The organism is Bdellovibrio sp. KM01 (genome assembly GCF_013752535.1).
GTDB lineage: Bacteria > Bdellovibrionota > Bdellovibrionia > Bdellovibrionales > Bdellovibrionaceae > Bdellovibrio.
This window is the reverse complement of record NZ_CP058348.1, coordinates 1,707,145-1,726,789: the sequence shown is the minus strand read 5'-3', so window position 1 is coordinate 1,726,789 and position 19,645 is coordinate 1,707,145. Positions and strand designations below refer to the sequence as shown.

The 19,645-nt window shown below is 44.9% G+C and carries 14 protein-coding genes; 3 read left to right on the top strand and 11 right to left on the bottom strand.

The window, feature by feature from the left end:
- The first annotated feature begins 9 nt into the window (after window positions 1-9).
- The gene (gene adeD / locus HW988_RS08405; protein WP_181607174.1) at window positions 10-1,770 is read left to right on the top strand and encodes an adenine deaminase; all 1,761 of its coding nucleotides are present in this window, start codon (window positions 10-12) and stop codon (window positions 1,768-1,770) included.
- A gap of 87 nt (window positions 1,771-1,857) precedes the next feature.
- On the opposite strand, the gene HW988_RS08400 is transcribed toward adeD, so the two are convergent.
- From HW988_RS08400 to HW988_RS08390, 3 genes are all read right to left on the bottom strand, one after another.
- Window positions 1,858-2,523 (bottom strand): hypothetical protein, encoded by a 666-nt coding sequence (locus HW988_RS08400; RefSeq protein ID WP_181607173.1) that lies wholly within the window; start codon window positions 2,521-2,523, stop codon window positions 1,858-1,860.
- A 379-nt stretch (window positions 2,524-2,902) separates the two neighbouring features.
- Window positions 2,903-4,267, bottom strand: a complete 1,365-nt coding sequence (locus HW988_RS08395; protein WP_181607172.1) for a TIGR01777 family oxidoreductase — start codon at window positions 4,265-4,267, stop codon at window positions 2,903-2,905.
- 12 nt (window positions 4,268-4,279) lie between these two features.
- On the bottom strand, window positions 4,280-5,578 hold the full coding sequence (locus HW988_RS08390) for a deoxyribodipyrimidine photo-lyase (protein WP_220128833.1): 1,299 nt from the start codon (window positions 5,576-5,578) through the stop codon (window positions 4,280-4,282).
- A gap of 88 nt (window positions 5,579-5,666) precedes the next feature.
- On the opposite strand from HW988_RS08390, the gene HW988_RS08385 reads away from it, so the two are divergent.
- Complete coding sequence (locus HW988_RS08385; RefSeq protein ID WP_181607168.1) at window positions 5,667-7,097, top strand: AarF/ABC1/UbiB kinase family protein; 1,431 nt, start codon at window positions 5,667-5,669, stop codon at window positions 7,095-7,097.
- 6 nt (window positions 7,098-7,103) lie between these two features.
- Window positions 7,104-7,598, top strand: a complete 495-nt coding sequence (locus HW988_RS08380; RefSeq protein WP_181607167.1) for a TlpA disulfide reductase family protein — start codon at window positions 7,104-7,106, stop codon at window positions 7,596-7,598.
- Here HW988_RS08380 and HW988_RS08375 read toward each other — a convergent pair whose 3' ends face one another.
- From HW988_RS08375 to HW988_RS08340, 8 genes are all read right to left on the bottom strand, one after another.
- Window positions 7,599-8,870 (bottom strand): EF-hand domain-containing protein, encoded by a 1,272-nt coding sequence (locus HW988_RS08375; protein ID WP_181607165.1) that lies wholly within the window; start codon window positions 8,868-8,870, stop codon window positions 7,599-7,601. It lies immediately after the preceding gene.
- A gap of 21 nt (window positions 8,871-8,891) precedes the next feature.
- Window positions 8,892-9,908, bottom strand: a complete 1,017-nt coding sequence (locus HW988_RS08370) for a hypothetical protein (protein WP_181607163.1) — start codon at window positions 9,906-9,908, stop codon at window positions 8,892-8,894.
- Window positions 9,905-10,363 (bottom strand): hypothetical protein, encoded by a 459-nt coding sequence (locus tag HW988_RS08365; protein ID WP_181607161.1) that lies wholly within the window; start codon window positions 10,361-10,363, stop codon window positions 9,905-9,907. Before HW988_RS08365 ends, HW988_RS08370 begins: the two co-directional genes overlap by 4 nt.
- Window positions 10,360-13,425, bottom strand: coding sequence for a hypothetical protein (locus tag HW988_RS08360; RefSeq protein ID WP_181607159.1), 3,066 nt, complete (start codon window positions 13,423-13,425; stop codon window positions 10,360-10,362). Before HW988_RS08360 ends, HW988_RS08365 begins: the two co-directional genes overlap by 4 nt.
- Before the next feature lie 215 nt (window positions 13,426-13,640).
- On the bottom strand, window positions 13,641-14,909 hold the full coding sequence (locus HW988_RS08355; protein ID WP_181607157.1) for an EF-hand domain-containing protein: 1,269 nt from the start codon (window positions 14,907-14,909) through the stop codon (window positions 13,641-13,643).
- A gap of 48 nt (window positions 14,910-14,957) precedes the next feature.
- Entirely contained in the window at window positions 14,958-15,956 is a 999-nt protein-coding gene (locus tag HW988_RS08350) for a type II secretion system protein J (RefSeq protein ID WP_181607155.1), read from the bottom strand.
- Window positions 15,956-16,405: a hypothetical protein gene (locus HW988_RS08345; protein WP_181607153.1), complete on the bottom strand. Its 450-nt coding sequence runs from the start codon at window positions 16,403-16,405 to the stop codon at window positions 15,956-15,958. Before HW988_RS08345 ends, HW988_RS08350 begins: the two co-directional genes overlap by 1 nt.
- Window positions 16,405-19,548 carry a PT domain-containing protein gene (locus HW988_RS08340; protein ID WP_181607152.1) on the bottom strand — a complete coding sequence of 1,048 codons (3,144 nt, stop codon included), beginning with the start codon at window positions 19,546-19,548 and terminating at the stop codon, window positions 16,405-16,407. The genes HW988_RS08345 and HW988_RS08340 overlap by 1 nt, the downstream gene beginning before the upstream one ends.
- Between the last annotated feature and the right edge of the window lie 97 nt (window positions 19,549-19,645).

Sequence of the window (19,645 nt, the reverse complement as noted above, 5' to 3'; positions counted from 1 at the left end):
TCTCTCCCCGTGTCTTTGCAAAACAAAAGAACGCAAAATATTTCCCGCACTGAATTACCGACAAGACTGGCCCAGGCTCGGGGTGATGAAACTTTGGATGTGTTAATCCGGAACATCCAAATTCTAGACGTCATCACGGGCGAAACATATCCCAGTGCTATCGCCATTGGCGGGGAATATATCGTCGGCGTCGGTCTTGATTACCAGGATGCGAAAGCAAAGCGCGTGATTGATGGTGCCGGGGCCTTTATCACACCTGGTTTTATCGATGGGCATTTGCATATTGAATCTTCGATGATGTCGCCTTTTGAATTTGAAGCCGCCACTTTGCCTCTGGGTACGACGACTGCTATCTGTGATCCCCACGAAATCACGAATGTCCTGGGCGCTCGTGGTTTTGAGTGGTTTTTAAGGTGCGCGGAACTGACGAAGCAAAATCTTTTCGTGCAGATGTCTTCTTGCGTGCCAGCTTTACCTGGATTTGAAACCACGGGATCTGATTTTACTTTAAGCGAGATGAAACACCTCAAAGACCATCCAGCCGTTTTGGGACTGGCTGAAATGATGAATTTTCCAGGCGTGATCAATGCCGACAAAGATGTTTTAGACAAGGTGGAAGCCTTTTCTGATCTGAATCTGGATGGTCACGCTCCCCTGCTTCGCGGAAAAGCATTAAATGCTTATTTACTTGCGGGAATTCAAAATTGTCATGAAACCGTCACCTTGGAAGAGGGCCGAGAAAAACTGCAAAAAGGAATGGGCCTGATCATTCGCGAAGGCAGTGTGGCTAAAAACCTCAAGACACTGGCGCCACTGGTGAGTGATTTCTCCTCTCCTCAATGTCTTCTTTGCACGGATGATCGCAACCCCTTTGAGATCGCGCATGAAGGTCATATCAATTATATCATTAAGGAATTAATCAACACCCACAAAGTGCCGATTCATGTCGCTTATCGGTTAGCCACTTATTCCGCTGCGAAACATTTTGGTTTGAAACGTCTGGGACTTGTAGCGCCGGGCAAAAAAGCGGACTTGGTTCTTTTGAGTGATCTGTCGCAAGTGAAAATCACGGATGTGATGATTGGCGGTCGCTTTGTTTCTGAGCTGCGTTTACACGACGAAGTTCCGGCAAAATTGCAGGCTTCACAGCCTCCAATGGAAAATACGATTAAACGCTCTCTTTTGAAAGAGAGCCAATTGAAATATCCAACTAAACAAGGTCACTATAACGTGATCGAGATCGTGCACAACGAAATCATAACGAAGCATGTAAAGAGCTTTTATGATGGTGTGCAGTTCGATCAAAATGATGTTTTGTATATGGCAAATATCGAACGCTATGGTCAAAACCTTCCACCGGGACTGGGATTCGTTAAGGGAACGGGTTTAAAATCCGGGGCGCTGGCAAGTTCCGTAGCCCACGATTCCCATAATATTATGGTGATCGGAACCAATCTTCGCGATATGTGCGTGGCCGTGAACGAGATCATTCGCACAGGTGGCGGTTTTGTCGTTGCGGATCAGGGACAAGTGAAGGCATCCGTCGAACTTCCAATCGCGGGTCTTTTAAGTCTGCAAAGTGCAGATAACATCAAAGCTGGTATCGAGAAATTGAAAGTTGCCTTTAAAAGTCAGGGTGTGGTTTTAGAAGAACCTTTTATTCAAATGGCATTTTTGGCACTACCAGTGATTCCGACCTTGAAACTTACGGATAAGGGCTTGGTCGATGTGACTCAGTTTAAATTCATTCCGCTGGAAGCGACGGTTTAAATAAGATCGACACCTTTTTCTTAATCGGAATCTCAAAAGGCGGAAAAGGAATTCAAAGACTTTTCCGCCTTTTGCAAATTTTTTTGACTACACAGCAACCTGGCTACCAAGAAGCTTCGCGTCGGTCGCATCTTGTTTGCCTAATATTTTCTGGATTTGCTTATTCGCTAAGTGAGAGATCAGCTCAGCCCAAGTCGGATCTGGCAGTACATGAGATAGGAGATCTTTAACTTGTTTAAGCGACGCCATCTGTTCTGAATTAAAAGTGAGTTCTAAGCGAGCAGAATCATCCTTCTGCGGTTTTAAGGTTTCACGCGCTTGAACCGGTTGATTGAATTCAACTGCCAAAACTTTTTGAGTTTCAAAATTGGATTTATTCTGGATCTGCTCGACGATTTCCAAGGTGCGGGCTTCTGTGACTTCGCCACCATATTTCTTTTCTTGTTTAAGACACTTTTGAACTTGCGCCAATTGAGTCAATGTCACCGAACCTTCTTCCACTTTTTTAGATATCTCCGGAGCTTTCTTTAAGACTCGGGCTGCACTTATTCGACGATAAGCCGCATCTTCACTGTAACCAAGTTTTTTCGTCAGATAAGAAAACATCGAATCGTACGCCATTTCCAAATAAAGTTTTCGAGTTTCAATTTCTACGATATGCCACAAAATTAAATGCGTGATTTTACGTTCACTGTGGCAAAGACTTTCAAGTCGACCGACAAGCTCATTGTTTGAGAATTTTGATAGATCCATAGAGGAAACTCCTTTTTATGAAGGAGTTATAACATGGGTTTTATTTTTCTATTTTCTGGTGTTTTTCACCGATAAAATAAGATGTGTAAGTTGCAAAAAACAACATATAAAAGAGCGTTAGGGGCCTACCAAGGCGTGATCTTCAAACAAACGAGACGCTGCTGATTCGGCGTAAATTAATTCAACCAGGTCGCTCTATGAAAGCACCAACTCTGGTCAAACAAATTATTCTTAAATATCTTTAAGCAATGCTACGTTTCCTGGCTACCAGGTATTTTTTAGGTTTACACAGAATAGCCCAAACGCCGCGACGGATTTTCATTTTTCCGTCCGGATTTTCTGGGGCGAACTTCGTTGAAGGTGGCATTTTTTTATTCTTCTAAGGCTTTCTTGGCGTGTCCATTCGCGAAATATAACTGCGGCGGTACTTAAAGATCTCCTCGACGTCTTTTCTGACAAACTTACTTGCAGTCAGCCACCCGATATATCCCAATGGCAAACGGTAGCGGACTCGGTCCACCATCAGAGTGCCGCCTAAAAACGGTCTGAACTCATGCGTGTGATGCCATAGCTGATAAGGACCTTTTTTTTGATTATCCACGAAGCGAAATGGTGGCTTCCATTCGTCAATTTCTGTTTTCCATTTAGCGGGAAAACCGTGAATCTTTAATTTATAATCAATCACTGTTCCCTGCTCGATTTCCGGGGTTGAAACCGATTCGATATGAAAATTCAAACTCGGCGGTGTGATTGTTTCCAGGTTTCCTGGATCTTTAAAGAAGTGAAAGATTTCATCAGGCGGTTGCGGAATAAATTGTTCTGCGTAAAAGATTTCTTCACCCTCTTTATAGGGAGCACAGATCTCCTCTAAAGCATTACGCAGATTGGGATATTGAAATGTAAACCCCAAACTCATGGCTTTTTCAGCACTGCCGCGAATAGAAGATAAAACCACTTCTGCAGCTTCTCCAAAGAGAGCTTTTAGCGCCAAGGGTGGTACGGCTGGGCCTAGCGATTTACCCAGAGCATCTACCAAGGTTTGAGAAAACTCCCGGTTCGTAACCGGATGCGGAGTACTGCCGTTAATAGGACCGACGTAGCTATTGTTCGTCAATGCCTCGGCAAACATCGCAACAATGTCGTCGATATGAATCCAGCTCATCCAGTGCTTTCCATCACCTAAAACACCGCCAACACCCGCCCTAAAAGGGAAGAGCATTTCATCCAAGGCACCGCCATGCTTTGACAGTACGATACTGGTGCGAATAAAAACTTTTCGACCTGGAGCGTGACTGGAGGCGCGCTCCCACTCTTTACAAACTTCGCTTAGGAAATCCATACCGGCAGGATGATCTTCTTTTAAAATCGCATCAGCACAGCTCCCGTAATAGCCGATGGCGGAACCTGCCACAAAGACACGAACATCTTGCGGGATACTTTTAATGAGGTTTTCGGTCGCAAGAACTCGGGATTGGTAGATCGCTTTTTTCTTATCCTCAGACCAGCGCATGCCGACCACGGGTTCGCCCACAAGATTGATCACTGCTTCGATGTGCTCGAGGCGTTTATCTTCGATTTTCCCATGAACTAAATCTCCCACCACGACTTCGCAGGGGAAAGGGAGGACTTCACGAGCTTTCGCAAGACTGCGACTGATCACCGTGATTTCATGTCCTTCGCTTGCAAGTTTTTTTCCAAGTTCTTTACCAATCAGGCCTGTAGCTCCGGTCATCAATATTTTCACTGGGCACGTCCTTTATTTTTTAAGCGCTTTCGTAAATTCCTGCAGACAACGACCACGAGCTTCGTTGTGATCAATCATGGGTTTAGGATACTGTTCTGTTTCAAACTCCGGCACCCATTTTTTTATATACTCATTATCAGGATCAAACTTTTTCGCCTGGGTTTCAGGGTTAAAAATTCGGAAATAAGGAGCCGCATCACAACCCGAGCCCGCCGCCCATTGCCAGTTGCCATTGTTGGCAGCCAAATCATAATCTAAAAGCTTTTTGGCAAAGTATCTCTCGCCTTCCGACCAATGAATTAAAAGATGCTTGCATAAAAAGCTTGCGACCACCATGCGCACGCGATTGTGCATAAAACCCGTGGCATTGAGCTCGCGCATACCGGCATCCACCAGCGGATACCCGGTCTGGCCTTCGCTCCACTTTTTAAAATCAGCTTTGGAATTGCGCCAAGCGATCTTATCGTATTCAGGACGGAAGCTGCGTTTTTCAACTTCCGGAAAATGCCAAAGTATCTGCATAAAGAAATCCCGCCAGATCAATTCGCTGAGCCACACTGGGGAAAATTTATTTCCCTCCCTTGCAAGTTCGCGAACACTGACCGTTCCAAATCTTAGATGCAGGCCCAAGTGCGATGTTCCACCTTCCATAGCAGGAAGATCTCTGTTTTTTGCATAGTTCTTGAGAGTCTTTGCCGAAATCTGGAGAGGTGGAAACTGAATAGCAGTTCTTTTAAATCCCAGGTCTTTTAGACTCGGAAGCTTTTCTGCCATTTTACTTTTTAGATACGCTGACTCGTACTTATCATTCGGATAAGACTTCAAGTAAAAAGGCGTCAGACTTTTTAACACGTTATTCTTATAGGGAGTATAGACCGTATAGGGCTTACCTTGACCAGTTAGAATTTCATCTTTTTCAAAAAGAGTTTGATCCTTGTACGATTTAAATTCAGCACCGAAGGATTTAGAAATATTTGCGATCTCTTTATCTCTTTTTCGGGCATAGGGTTCATAATCACCATTCGTATAAATTGCCGTGATTTTGTTTTTTTCAAAGAGCTCTTTAAAGATATCTTGCGGCTTCCCATGGCGCACCCAAAGGTCCGATCCTTTTTCTTGGAGGGAGGCTTTAATATCCGACACGGTGTCGTAAATAAACGACACCCGGGCGTCGGCCTTATCTTCGATTTTATCTAAGATATCTGAATCAAAAATGAAAAGCGGTTGAACGGCCGTGTTCTCTTTTAAGGCGTGATAGAGGCCTGCATTGTCATTCAGCCTTAAATCGCGACGAAACCAGAAAATAACCATGGGATCCTCTTTGCCCAGTAACACACTCATGCGGCGCGTGGACATTTAAGGTTTAACATTGATCAAGTTACGGGTAAAATTCTGAAGCATGGATGAGAAAAAGTCTGCTAAAAAACAAAATAATGATGCGCAGGCATCCAAGAAAGAAGATCTGGGGCTTCATAAAATTAAGTCCTCAGTTTTCTCTCGAGGTCTTTCTATCGCGAAGCTCACCCTACAGACCGGGGCATCCGTGGCGCAGCATGGAGTCACAACGGTTTTAAAATCCAAAGAATTTAAAGAAGCCAATTGGAAAAAGCTCTTAGAAACCCAAGCCTCCAATATCAGCACCGAATTGGGTCAGCTTAAAGGCAGCCTGATGAAGGCCGGGCAAATGCTTTCCATGTATGGGGAGCACTTTCTGCCGCCGGAGGCGAATGAGTTTCTGAAGTCCTTGCAGTCGGACTCCCCTTCACTGAATTGGGCCGCCATCGAGAAGCGCCTAAAGGAACTTTTGCCACCTGAGAAATTGGCACAGCTTGAAATCGAAAAAGAAGCCCTGGCTTCAGCATCCATGGGCCAGGTTCATCGCGCAAAAATCAAAGCCACCGGGGAACTGATTGTTTTAAAAATTCAGTATCCCAATGTGGATAAAGCCATCGATAGCGACTTACGCGCGATTAAAACCTTGCTGTCCACTTTAAAGCTGATTCCTAAGGACTTTAATACGGATTCTTTGTTTGCTGAAATTCGCGAGATGCTTCTGCAGGAAACGGACTACCTTCAAGAAGCCGATGCCACGGAAGACTATCACCGCCGCCTGGAGGGAGATAAACGTTTTGTCGTCCCTAAAGTTTTCCGTGAATTTTCGGGGCCGAAAATTTTAGCGACCTCGTTTGAGCGCGGACTTCGTGCTGACGATCCTGTGATTCAATCTTTACCTCAGGAACGTCGGAATCGCTTGGCGACGAATTTCCTGGATCTGTATTTTAAAGAGATTTTTGAATGGGGTGTGGTACAAACCGATCCACACAGCGGTAACTATCGTATTCGCATTGATCCCCAGGGACATGATCAACTGATCCTTTTGGATTTCGGTGCAACCCGCGTTTACGACGCTTCCTTTTTGATTCCTTATCGCCAAATGGTGAAAGGCTCCTTGTTCAATCATCGGGATATGTTCACGGAAGCAGCTTTAAAACTGGGCTTTATCAAAGAAGGCGATAGTGCTGAATTGAAATCAGTGTTCGAAGCTTTCTGCTTTGAGACGGTCGAGCCCTTTATTGAGTTTAATGATCCTCGCAACACTTTGGGAGTCATTGACCAACAGGGTAATTACGACTGGAAAAATACGGATCTGCCGCAACGCTTGTCAAAAAAAGTTTTTCAGATTGCCCGTCAGTTTTCATTTAGAACTCCACCACGGGAAATTATTTTTCTGGATCGCAAAACCGGTGGTGTCTTTATTTTCCTATCAATCTTAAAAGCAAAAATGCGCGGCCGCGACCTGCTTCTTAAGTACCTAAACAAAATGGATTAGTGTTTTATGTTACGTGCCTTAGCCCTGGTGTTATGTTCTTTGATTTCGATTCAAGTTTTTGCTGCTGATACGGCTTTGAACATTTCCTTCAATAAGCTTCCAGGCCATTCAATTAACGAACACAAGATTCGCTTTGAGGATTTAAAGGGCAAAGTCGTTCTGGTGGATTTCTGGGCGACTTGGTGTGAGCCCTGCAAAGAGGCTCTGCCACACTATTCAGCTCTTTATAAGAAGTATAAGAACCAAGGCTTAGTGGTTTTGGCAGTGAATGAAGACGACAACGAAAAGGAACGAGATGCTTATTTAAAGAAATCTCCCTACCCGTTTCCTGTCTTTACAGATCCCGATCGAAAATTTATGAATTCCTTTGATGTCGTGGCGATTCCCACAGTTTTCGTGTTCGATAAAAACACAAAGCCTGTGACTTTCGTTCGCGGCTTTGACGCTAAGAAAGCACAGGCTTTAGAGAAAACCGTTCAGGACTTGCTGAACGCGAAATAACTATTTGGTATCAGCTAGGTTCGTTTGGATATAAGGTGCGAACCAAATATCGTAAACGTTTCCGGTTTTCTTTTTACCTTTGGCATCGGTGTACCAGAACTTCGCACGTTGGCGGATCTCAGCGTTTTTACCGCGAGCTTCCTCGTAATTTTCATAGTTCAAAGAAATCTTGTCCAACTTCAAAGCAGCCTTGGTCATTTCACCTTTTTGCGAAACGCCGTCACCGTTGATATCTTTCCAAAGAACTAAGCGTTTAAATTCCTTGTCTTTGGCATCGATCACGCCGTCTTTATTGGAATCGAATTTCTTCAAGGATTCAAAACCATTGATCGCCGTGTTGTTGTCACCAAAAAGCTCGTCTTTCTTATCGATCATTCCGTTTTTATCGCGGTCAAGAGCTAAGAAATATCCCGGGTGATTGGCATTCGGCCAATACACTTTTCCACCTGGATTTAGAGGAAAAGAACTTACGTTTTCAAACGTTGGCAAATTGTCATCAAAGAACACCATAAGTGGCGACCAGTAACCACCACAGAAGCCCGTTTCACCTGGGAAGCTGATGAAGATTTCAACTGTGGAGCGGTCTGGAGAAACGTTAAAACCACCGATTGTGGCAGTCACGGCGCCATCCTTACCCATGAAGTCGCCGCAGCCATAGGTTGGCATTTTGGATGACCAACCGTAGTCCCCGAAAACCGGGCCCGTTTTACAATCCAAGATCTCTTGTTCAAAACTCATATTCCCCAAAGAAACATTTGATTTTGAAACGGAGATGTTTGCTTGGTTATCAACTGTCACACCCGTTGGGATTTTCGTTTTAAATTCAACGATATTCCCGTAAACCGCGGCTGTACCACCGGCAGGGTTCATTCTTACCTTAGAGGCTTTAATGTTGCCCACGCTACCGTTACCGACATTCCCCGTACCTTCCGGAGTTACGATAACTGCTGGATACTCAACACCCAGATTATAGTTTGTGGCACCGACCAGGATATTTATATCAGCAGTGATAAGAGAGCTTTTAGCCAGTGGATTTGTCACAGCACGAAGATTCGTACCAAAACATGAATTCACCAGACGAACAGTCATCGTATCTCGGCCAGAACGAGTGACTGTGCCAGAAGCCGGAGCTCCCACGACAGATTCCCCGGCGCTTACCGAGTTGACGGCCATCGGCACGTCCTTACTGACCGTCACAACGTTGTTTTGGTCTGCGAAAGCACTGGAAGTCAACAAGACCAGCGCGCCTCCCAAAATAGCTATTGTTTTCATAACGTCCCCCTAAAGCGGATACTAGTTTTGTCCGTCTAATCTTTCCGCTTTATATATTTTAAAATAAATCATTCTTTTCAAAACTGAGTCGCGGCGGAAAATCATTTTTTCCACCCCGTCTGCAAGCAACGTTGGGTTGTCGAATTTTCCATTTCTGTAGTCAGCAACATATAAATTCAAAGGTGTTGTTTTATATTCACTGGCCTTTTTCTTGGTATCGATTTCAACATAGTATTTTGCGATTTTAATAACTCTTGTACGTACAATGGTTTGCCCCCCACCCACGGATGGAAGTGTACGCAAAAACGTATCTAAACTATCAATCACTTTACCATTATACGGTTGTGTATTCTTAAATAAGCTTGCCGCTTCATTATTCAACCCCTGCAACGAATCACCCGCCGCCGTGGAAACTGAACCTACATAGATGGGGCTGCGTGGTGGAATCTTCATATCTATCACGCCCCCAGGTGCAGGACGAATACGACTTGGAGTATCGTACATCAATAGATTTCCATCTTTCCAAAAGCCCGGGCGTCCGCCATTGGCTTCGTTAGAAATCCATTTTCTGTTATTCGCGGGACTAAAAGTAAGAGACGCTGGTTTATTAGGATCCCCAGGATCCGTACCGATGATATACGCCCATACCGGATCGTAAGTTAAAAGAGGCCCTGCTCCCATATCCTGGGTCACAACGTAAAATGCTCTTTTGCCAGAATAGATCAACGTGAAATCACGGTCGGTCTTGCCTGTTAGAACATTTTCCGTAACGTCAGGGTAATAGTCGTAAAAGTTGTTCCCGTTATCGTCTTTAACAACGATGTTGTTATAGGAAGCTTCCACACCATTCAGATTTTTAAATGTAATACGCTCGGCAAGATTCTGGTCAATGGAATCGTCCAGTTGTCTTGTCAGTTTTGTTTGCTCTTTCGTGATTTGGACCTGAACTGCAACGACCACAGAAATGACCACCGCGGATAACCCTATCCCGACCAGAAGCTCTGCTAGTGATAGACCCTTTTGATTTCGAATCATCATTTTGCACTCACCACGAATGTGTAGTCTCTAAATTTCTCAGGCAACCAGCTTTTATGAGTCATACGCAAGGTCACTAAATAAAGACCACGATACTTTTCATAGGGTTGAATCAAATAGCCATAAGTTCCCTGACAAGTATCACACTGCCCTTTTGCTGCAACTCTGCCCACATCCCATTGCATGGGCAGATTGTTCAAAGCCAGATACGTATCAATCTGTGAAGGATCATAGTCAAAGTTCACTTGATAGTCTTGAACGCCGGCCTTGATGTTCTCGGAAATATCTGACACCTGACGATCTGTCGCAGATGCCAGCAAGCTCGATTTCGAAGTATTACGTAACTGCACCAGTCCGCCTGTGAAAGCAAGACCGATCACTGAGATCAGACCTAAAGCCACCAGTGCTTCAACGATGGATTGACCTTTTGATTGTTGGAGAAATGATTTTTTAATCATAGTCCTGAACCTTCCCTAGACTGCTCGACAACGAAGTAGTGGTAAATACGACGCTTACAAGTCGGAACAGTTTGTGTTGCCCCCACTGGGATACCACAATCCGGATCCACCGCTGTCCACTTAAATGGATCTGCTTTCGCGCGCAAACTGATCACGTTACAAGCCATGCGATCCGCTGTCTCTTGAATCGAGGGCATTGGATGCCAGATTGGTGACGGCAAATTATCACATTTCGTTATATTACTAGGCTCGGACAAAGGATGCAAAATTCCACGCTCTCTGAGCTCTTGTGTCGCCTGAGGATAATAGATACTGCTCCAAACGATACCCGTTCGAATTGCTTGCTCATCAATTTTCAAAGTTTTACCAATGATAAAGGTACCGATGATGCGCAATGGTTTTGTACGACCACCCTGGATCGTTAAGTTGTCACACGTATAGAAACCCGCAACGAAGTTGGCTTTTGGAGTGATCACACAGTCTTTCACGATAGAACGAACATAGAAGTCCTGGTCATCCATCGTCCAAGTTCTGCTTGGAACCACTGGATCTGCAGCTGTCGCGTTTAGATCACCCGCAAAGTTCCATGACTTTCTTGTCCCTGGAGAGAAGCTCACACCCCAGTTCGCAGCCCCGAAAGACTGGGAGTTAATCATATTATAGTAGTCTTCACACTTCGCAGCCATGTCCGCCGTATCTTCAGAAGTATCACCCGTTGAAGACGTTGATGAAAGACCGGTAGGACGAGTGATATTGCCACTCGCTCCGATATGGTAGTTCAAATAACCACGCAGATGGGCTGGATCCGCCGTTGAACGGACCGGGATACTGTTGTAGTAAGTGCCGTCGTAACCTTTTAAACGAATTGAGAAATCAGCAATACGGACACCCGCAGCATTCATAAGGTACAAGCCGTTATTGATACCGATTAAAACATCCAAACGGTCTTTATATTCTTTTCCTGTCCAGCTGTAAGCTTTGTCCAAGTCAATTTCAAATGATGGAGGATTTTTCTCCAATGCCGTATAGGCATCAAGCTGTGCCGTGTACTTCGCAATATTATTCTGGGCGTCTGCCATCGCCTTAGTATAATTCGTCGAATTTGTTTCAGCAGCGGTGATCTGATTTTTTAAATCAGAAATTTCAGACTTTTTGGCTGAAATTTGTGCCTTTAAGTCTTTGATCTTATCAGCATCCTGGTACCCCCCAGGAGGCGGAGTCACGGTCGGAGAAACTGTTGGTGATACCGTAGCAGTTGTAGTTGCTGTTACAGTTGGAGAAGCTGTAGCTGTCGGAGACGCCGATGCCGTAGCCGTAGCAGTCGGTGAAGCAGTCGCTGACGCAGTGGCCGTCGGTGATGCACTTGCCGTAGCTGTCGCCGTCGGACTTGGAGAAACTGTTGCCGTGGCCGTCGGTGAAGGAGACGGCGCTGCCACCGGCTCGACCGGCTTCGCTAGTTCTGCATCCAATTGATCTTCCAAATCACTGAGTTCTGATTCTGCGGTGTTTAACTTCTTTTTTAGTTTAGTTAAGCTGTCCGTATTCGATGTGTCTGAATTTTTAGCATTCTTATAATCGGTATTTGCCTGATTTAAGTTCGCAACAATTGCCGCTTTTCTTGCAGGATTTAGAACCGGAGGGAAAATTGTAACATTCCCGTCCTTAACAAGGTCGACACTAAATGAACGGGCATCAGCACCTGTACCATATGAAAATTCAACATTCATGATGGCGCCCGTTATTTTATTTTTATTATCAATGGACCACTTACCCGTACTCCAGTCCCCTGATGTCGTTGGAGCTGGTAACTGATTTTTTTGAGGATAAAACGTATTGTAATTAGTAAGGACAACACGATAAGGGTCGTCTGGATTCTTTCCAGGCGTGGCCTTGATATTAGACGCCTCCATTGATTCAAGTTGCGTGCTTTTCTGATTAAGTTCAGCGCAAATTTTATTAAGGTCGAATTCGGTACCAGAAGAGCCACTCGCGGTCCCCGACATAACATCAAGACCCAAGTCACGCATACCATCGTTTTCTATACCTCTTAAGAATCCTCCAAACACGCGGGAATCTGACCAATAACGATCAGGAAGTGCACCCTGAGTTGGAGGATTATAAGGAGAGTTGTCCGGTTTTAAAATCCAACCATTCCCCATGTACACGCGATCCGCAAAGGTTACGCCAGCATAGTTCGAGTTAGAAGCATTGCCGCTATCCACAGGTAAATTGATGTTACCGTTTACGAAAACGGGGCTTTTAAAAATCATGCCGGGGCTTGTGCCCATGGTCGCTTTGTTTGCAAATTTATGGAAAATAACGTCGCCATTTTTCGGTGGTACTGAATCCCACGTACGGTCCATGCGAAGGTCGCCGGGAAGCACCAGCGCAAAGGAACCTAGCTCGCGTGGATAAATAGCGATTTGAGCACGCACTTCAAGAGGCGCACTTCCGATCTGGATGACATTTTTATTTTTATCAATTAATGAAATCTGTGCCGAGACATATACTTCACGTCCTGCTTTCGGCAAGTAACCCGAGTTCGCTGGACGACTTAGATACATACGAATACCTTGAACCGGAATCTCTTTACCCGTTTGCTCGTCCACCACGCGTTTCAAATTATTCACGACAGGAAATAAAGGATGGGCTGACGACACCGGAAAATTCAATGTCATATCGATGAAATCAAGACGTAATTTATCCAAATTGGAATCATGAGGACCAATATTCGCACCAGCAGCCACCATTCCCTTAAGGGAGGCCAACTGCTCATCTGACATCACCAAACGTTCGACGTTACCTGGGTTGTTCCAATCACAGCTTGTTGTGTTTTGAAGAAGTGATCCATTATCAAAGCAGTACTTTTGACGGATACCAAAGACAACGTAGTCCATCGCACTGTTCACTGCGAACTTAAGATTCACCACGTTCTTGGTTTTAACTACTTGTCTTCGTTGAGAGATAACGTATGCAGATAAAAAATAGAAACTGATGCTCATCACCGCGATGGCGGTAAGGACCTGCAGAATTGCGTTACCTTTTTGTTTACTCGTTTTCATAAACATACCGATGGCTCCTGTGAGAACTTATCGGTAAAGATCCCGACAAACCTTATGGAACAACGGGACTTTTCAAACGATTTTAGGTAATTACGCTAACTAACGGCTTACTTTTGTATCAATCAAGTAATCCTTCCGTCTCAATTAAAAACATATCCAACCAAGCCCTGAAATCTCAATCTCGGAAACGTATCTACTTGAGATCTGTGAACTCATTATTTCGATTCCGCAAGTTGGGTCGGAATATGAGGTGCTAGCCAAATGTCATAAATATTTCCTGAGCGCTGCTTTCCTTTCGCATCGGTGTACCAGAACTTTGCCCGCTCGCGAATTTCTGCGTTTCCTAAACTTTCGGCGCTCATTCGATACTTCAATGAAATTTTGCTGAGCTTCAGCCCTGCATCCGTTAGTTCCTTCGACTGACTGATACCATCAGCATTCTTGTCATTCCATAACACCAACCTTTTAAAATCTTTATCTTTGGCGTCGATGAGGCCGTCATGATTGGTGTCGAGCTTCTTTAACGCTTCAAAGCCATTGATGGCGGAGTTGTTATCTCCAAAAAGTTCATCCTTCTGATCAATTTTGCCATTGCGATCGCGGTCCATCGCCAGAAAAAATCCAGGACTCTTGGCATCTGGCCAATAGACTTTTCCCCCTGGGTTCAAAGGAAAATCAGAGAGTGTATTAAACTTTGGAAGTTTATCATCAAAGAAAACCATCAACGGTGACCAAAATCCCCCACAGAAACCTGTTTCACCCGGAAAACTGATGAAAAGTTCAACCAAGGAGCGATCGGGAGCGACGTTAAAGCCACCAAATGTCGCGGTGATATCACCGTCCTTTCCCATAAAATTGCCGCATTTATAAGTGGGCATTTTTGAGGACCAACCATAATCACCGAAGACAGGTCCCGTGCTGCAATCTTGCACGCTTTGCAGAAAGGACATCTTTCCTAAAGAAACAGAATCTTTGGAGATGGTGATCGTAGCTTCATTATCGACCGTCACAGATGTCGGAATTTTTGTTTTGAACTCGACGATATTACCAAACGCTGCAACAGTTCCCCCGACCGGCTCCACACTCGCTTTAGAGGCGGTAAAGTTTGAGACCGTCCCCGAAGCTGGCACGCCACTGCCTCCGGCACCCACAAGAGCCGCAGGATATTCAGCAAAGAGTTTATATGTGACGCCTCCGACTTTGAGTTCAATATCGGCATTAATTAAAGAGCTCTTTGCCAAGGGATTGGAAACTGCACGCAAATTCGTGGCAAAACACGAATTGATCAACCGAACTGTCATGGTACTTTTTCCCGAACGAGTGACCGTTCCTGAAGCCGGCGCTCCCGAAATAGACTCTCCAGCCGAAACAGAATTGACGGCCATTGGGACATCTTTGCTGACGGTCACCACAGACTCCTGATCGGCATGAGCAGGTGCCGATAACCCCAAGACTGCTGCTATCAAGAAATTTAAGTCTTTCATAACGCTCCCCTTGTACAAAAAATACGCACTGAACATTTACTGAATAAACTATTTCAACTCGGCTTTTTCGATTTTAAAATAAATCATTTTCTTAACTACTGAATCGCGACGAAACAACACTCTGCCCACTCCATCGGCCAATAACGTCGGCTGTTCGAACTGGCCATTGCGGTACTCCGCCATAAAAAAGTTGGCAGGAGCTATTTTATAAAGTTCTGCATTTTTTTTGGTATCTGGTTCAATATAATATTTAACCAATCTGGCAGCGCGCACGCGAACAACGGTTTGTCCGCCTCCGACAGCAGGAACTTTTCTTAGAAAATCATCAAGACTGTTGATCGCGTCGCCCGTATCGGGCTCGGTCATATTAAACAACCCAGCGGCATCACCGGACACCTTTTGAAGTAGGTCACTTCCAGAGATCACCGCGCCCAGAAAAAATGAACTCCGTGGGGGAATGGTTTTATCTATGACATCACCGACACTGGGTCGAATCCGGCTTGGAGTATCATAAAAAAGAAGATGTCCAACTTTCCAAAATCCGGGCCGCCCGCCGTTACTCTCATTAGAAATCCACTTGCGATTTTTTTCACCGTTAAACTCGAGTGAAGCAGGCGTATTGGGATCTGCGGGCTCAGGTCCCACATCATAGGCCCACATAGGATCAAAGGTTAAAAGCGGACCGGCTGCAGAATTTTGCGAAAAAACGTAAAATGCATCCTTCCCTGCGAGAGTTAAATTCAGCTCGCGATCAGTTCGAACTTTTAAAATATTCTCTGTGATGTCAGGATAAAAATCATAAAAGTTGTTCCCATGGTCATCTTTAACCAAAAGATTGTTATAGGAAATATCGATCCCGCTTAGATCTTTAAAAAGAATCCTTTCAGCCAAATGCTGGTCCACGGAATCATCCAGCTTTCTAATCATCTCCACCTGCTGTTGCGACATTTTCACCTGGACAGCAACAACAATAGAAATCACGATCGCGAATAATCCGATCCCGAGCATCATTTCTACTAAGGTTAAACCCTTTTGGTTTTTCAACATTATTTTGCACTCACAATAAAGTTATAGTCACGGTACGTCTCAGAAGGAAGCCAGCTCTTATGAGAAAGACGCAAAGTCACCATGTAAAGCCCACGATACTTATCAAAGGGCTGAATCACATAACCATAAGTCCCCTGACAGCGATCGCACTGACCTTTTTCCGCCACCACACCAACATCCCAAACCATGGGTAGATTTTCAGGTTTAAGCAAAGTTTCCAGTGCCGCTTTGTCGAGATTGAAATTCACCTGATACTTTTGCACACCGGCCTTAATGTTTTCGGCAATGTCGGAAATCTGTCTGTCGGTTGCAGAATCAAGCAAGCTATCAGATGTGGTTTTACGAAGCTGAACCAAACCACCAAAAAAAATCAAACCGATAAAGGAAATGAGTCCCAATGCCACCAATGATTCGACAATTGTTTGCCCACGAGTGTTTAGCTTTTTCATCACATCCCCAACCCTTCCCGGGATTGTTCAACCACGAAGTAACGAATAATACGACGTTTGCATGTTGGAACCGTTTGTTTCTTGGCGGGATCCACACCACAGTCTGGATCCACAGCCGTCCACTTAAATGGATCTGCTTTCGCACGCAGACTGATCACGTTGCAGGCCATGCGATCTGCAGTTTCTTGAATAGATGGGATTGGATGCCAAATCGGAGAAGGCAATTTATCACACTTAGCCACATTGTCTGGCTCGGTCATAGGTTTTAAGATTTTTCGTGAACGCAAAATCCGTGTGGATTGTGGGTGATAAATGCTGTTCCACTGAATGCCGGTGCGAATAGCCTGTTCGTTGATTTTTAAAGTCTTACCGATGATAAAGGTCCCGACAATGGTTAAAGGTTTCGTGCGCCCGCCTTCAATAGTCAGATTGTCACAAGTATAAAAACCCGTGACAAAAGTTGCGCCTGCTTTAATAACACAATTACCTACAATTGAATTTACCATAAAGTCCGTGCTGTCAGCGCTAAAGATTCTTTCCTCCAATATAGGTTCACTTTCATGTCCCTTTTCTTTAGGAACTGAACTGTCAACCCCTGCAAAATTCCAAGAAGAGCGCGTGCCTCCTGCAAAACTTGTCCCCCAGTTGGCAGCGCCAAAAGATTGAGAATTCATATTGTCGTAAAAATCTTCACAGGCTTGAGCGATATCAGTGGAATTTCCAGATTCGTCTTCCTCTGCCCCTGAAGTATTTGCTGTCGCTGAAAGTCCAGACGGTCTAATCAGATTCCCGCCACTATCAATCGAATAGTTAAGATAGCCCATGAGATGCTTGTCACTGTTTTCATCCGGCCACACCGGCGCACTATTCCAATAGGTGCCGTCGTAAGCTTTAAAGCGAACGGAGAAAACGGTAATTTTGTTTCCGTCTATGTCTCTTAGATTAGCTGCATTGGTAAGATTGACGGACAGGTAAGCACGATCCAGATATTCACGACCGCTCCCCGTTTTCATCGCATCCATTTCAATCGTAAATTTTGGAGGGTTGTCGATCATTTGTTGATAGTCTGCCAAGGCCGCTGTCGCAGAAGACACCGTGGCTTTAGCGTCCGAATTGTTTTTATCATTGGCAGGGATCTGCACATTTTTAAGATCTGCGATGTGCGCCTGAAGATCACTGATCTTTTTGTTCAATGCTTCGATCTCCTGATTCAACTTGGCTATTGTATCAGGATTTTGATAAAGCGTTGGATCACCAACAGTGGGTGCGGGTGTCGGCGAAGGACTTGTCGTCGCCGATGGCGAAGGAGTTACGCTGGCTGACGCCGTTGGCGAAACTGTTGGAGATACAGACGGTGACACCGTTGGCGACACTGAAGGCGAAACAGTCGGAGAGGCCGTGGGAGAAGGCGACACTGTCGGCGAAGGACTCACAGTGGGACTTGCGCTGGGACTGGGGCTTGGACTTACCGAGGGACTTGGGGAAGGACTTGCATAGACAGGTTTCGCCAACTCGGTATTCAACTCATCTTTCTTTTTTGCCAATTCCGTATTTGCGGCCGCTAAATCCGTCATAGATTTATTCAGATCCGATTGCAGAGCATTGGTTTTATCGGACGATTTATTAATGGTGTCGTTGGCCTCTTTAAGAGCCGCCTCCAAATTTTTTCGGCGATCTTCATTTATAACCTGGGGTAGTAAAATAGCGGTTCCATATTTGGTCATATCAAAGACAACTTCGCGATAATCAGAACCAGTTCCATACGCAAGAATGAGAGACGTCACTGCACCCGTGGTCGTGGAGTCACCCCATTTATTGATGTTACTAACCGAAATCGTACCCGGCTTCCATTTTTCAACGTTCGGAGCCGGAATGGTGTTTTTCTGCGGATAGTACTGATTGTAGTTACTGAGAGTAATCTTATATTTAGAATTTTGCGTTGAACCATTCGTTGAATCATCGACCATCTTGGCTTTGATCTTAGAAACTTTCATGGTGCCAATGTCGACAGTCTTTTTATTGTAATCGGCACAAATACGATTCCAATCAAAATCTCCAGCGGGCAAATTACTCACCTGCCCCGACATTACTTCCAACCCGGCATCGGAACTTCCGTCATTTTCAATTCCATTTAAAAAACCACCGAACACGCGAGAGTCCGACCAATAGCGATCCGGCAAACCTCCCAATGTCGCAGGAGCATAGGGATTGCCGTCGGATTTCAAAATCCACCCATTACCCATGTAAACACGATCAGCAAATGTAACGGCTGCATAATTGGAGGTACCCGCGTCTCCCGTGTCATTTGGTAAATAGATATTGCCGTTCACAAAGACCGGACTGTTAAAAACAAGACCCATACTTGTACCAAGAGAGGCTCTGTCGTCGAACTTGTGAAGATTCACATCTCCGTCAGTGGCTGAAGCATTCCACGACTTATCCATATGAAGATCTTTAGGCAGAACCAAAGCGAAGGAGCCCATTTCCCGAGGGTAAATGGCAATCTGCGAGCGAACGCTTAAAGGCACGCGCCCCACCTGAATCACATCACCACTATCATCTAACAGCGAGGCTTCGGCCATGATGTAGACTTCGCGTCCTGCTTTGGGAAGATAACCACTGTTTTCAGGACGATTAAGTACGATGTGAATTCCTTTAACCTTGATCACTTGGCCATTGGTTTCATTCACTACTGTTTTTAAAGCATCAACGATCGGAAACAAGGGATGCGCTGGAGAGACTGGAAAGTTTAACATCAGGTCAATCTTATCCAGGCGCAGCTTATTCATATCAGTGTCATGCGGTCCGATGTTCGCACCCGCTGCAACCATCTCTCTTAAAGATTGAAGTTGCTCATCTGACATCACCAGGCGCTCAACGTTGCCTGCGTGCTTCCAATTACAGGCATCAATATTTTGCAGAATCGTGCCGTTATCAAAGCAATACTTTTGACGAACACCAAATACGACATAGTCCATCGCACTGTTCACTGCGAATTTCAACGTCACCACATTTTTAGTTTTTACGATTTGTTTTCGTTGAGCGATTACGTAGGCCGACAAGAAATAGAAACTAATGCCCATAACCACTAGTGCGGCAAGCACCTGCAAAATAGCGTTCCCTGACTTGTTTTTCACCGACATAGAAGCCTCGTTTGATCGCTCCTTATCGGAGTAAAACAAACAAGACACCACGAACATCCGCGAGTTATCGTGATTTTTCAGATCCTTATAGAATATT

What these genes read in the sequence shown, in the direction of transcription:
- HW988_RS08400 (WP_181607173.1), bottom strand. Translation starts at nt 2,523, where the DNA reads ATGGATCTATCAAAATTCTCAAACAATGAGCTTGTCGGTCGACTTGAA.
- HW988_RS08390 (WP_220128833.1), bottom strand. Translation starts at nt 5,578, where the DNA reads ATGGTTATTTTCTGGTTTCGTCGCGATTTAAGGCTGAATGACAATGCA.
- HW988_RS08385 (WP_181607168.1), top strand. Translation starts at nt 5,667, where the DNA reads ATGGATGAGAAAAAGTCTGCTAAAAAACAAAATAATGATGCGCAGGCA.
- HW988_RS08380 (WP_181607167.1), top strand. Translation starts at nt 7,104, where the DNA reads ATGTTACGTGCCTTAGCCCTGGTGTTATGTTCTTTGATTTCGATTCAA.
- HW988_RS08375 (WP_181607165.1), bottom strand. Translation starts at nt 8,870, where the DNA reads ATGAAAACAATAGCTATTTTGGGAGGCGCGCTGGTCTTGTTGACTTCC.
- HW988_RS08370 (WP_181607163.1), bottom strand. Translation starts at nt 9,908, where the DNA reads ATGATGATTCGAAATCAAAAGGGTCTATCACTAGCAGAGCTTCTGGTC.
- HW988_RS08365 (WP_181607161.1), bottom strand. Translation starts at nt 10,363, where the DNA reads ATGATTAAAAAATCATTTCTCCAACAATCAAAAGGTCAATCCATCGTT.
- HW988_RS08360 (WP_181607159.1), bottom strand. Translation starts at nt 13,425, where the DNA reads ATGAAAACGAGTAAACAAAAAGGTAACGCAATTCTGCAGGTCCTTACC.
- HW988_RS08355 (WP_181607157.1), bottom strand. Translation starts at nt 14,909, where the DNA reads ATGAAAGACTTAAATTTCTTGATAGCAGCAGTCTTGGGGTTATCGGCA.
- HW988_RS08350 (WP_181607155.1), bottom strand. Translation starts at nt 15,956, where the DNA reads ATGTTGAAAAACCAAAAGGGTTTAACCTTAGTAGAAATGATGCTCGGG.
- HW988_RS08345 (WP_181607153.1), bottom strand. Translation starts at nt 16,405, where the DNA reads ATGAAAAAGCTAAACACTCGTGGGCAAACAATTGTCGAATCATTGGTG.
- HW988_RS08340 (WP_181607152.1), bottom strand. Translation starts at nt 19,548, where the DNA reads ATGTCGGTGAAAAACAAGTCAGGGAACGCTATTTTGCAGGTGCTTGCC.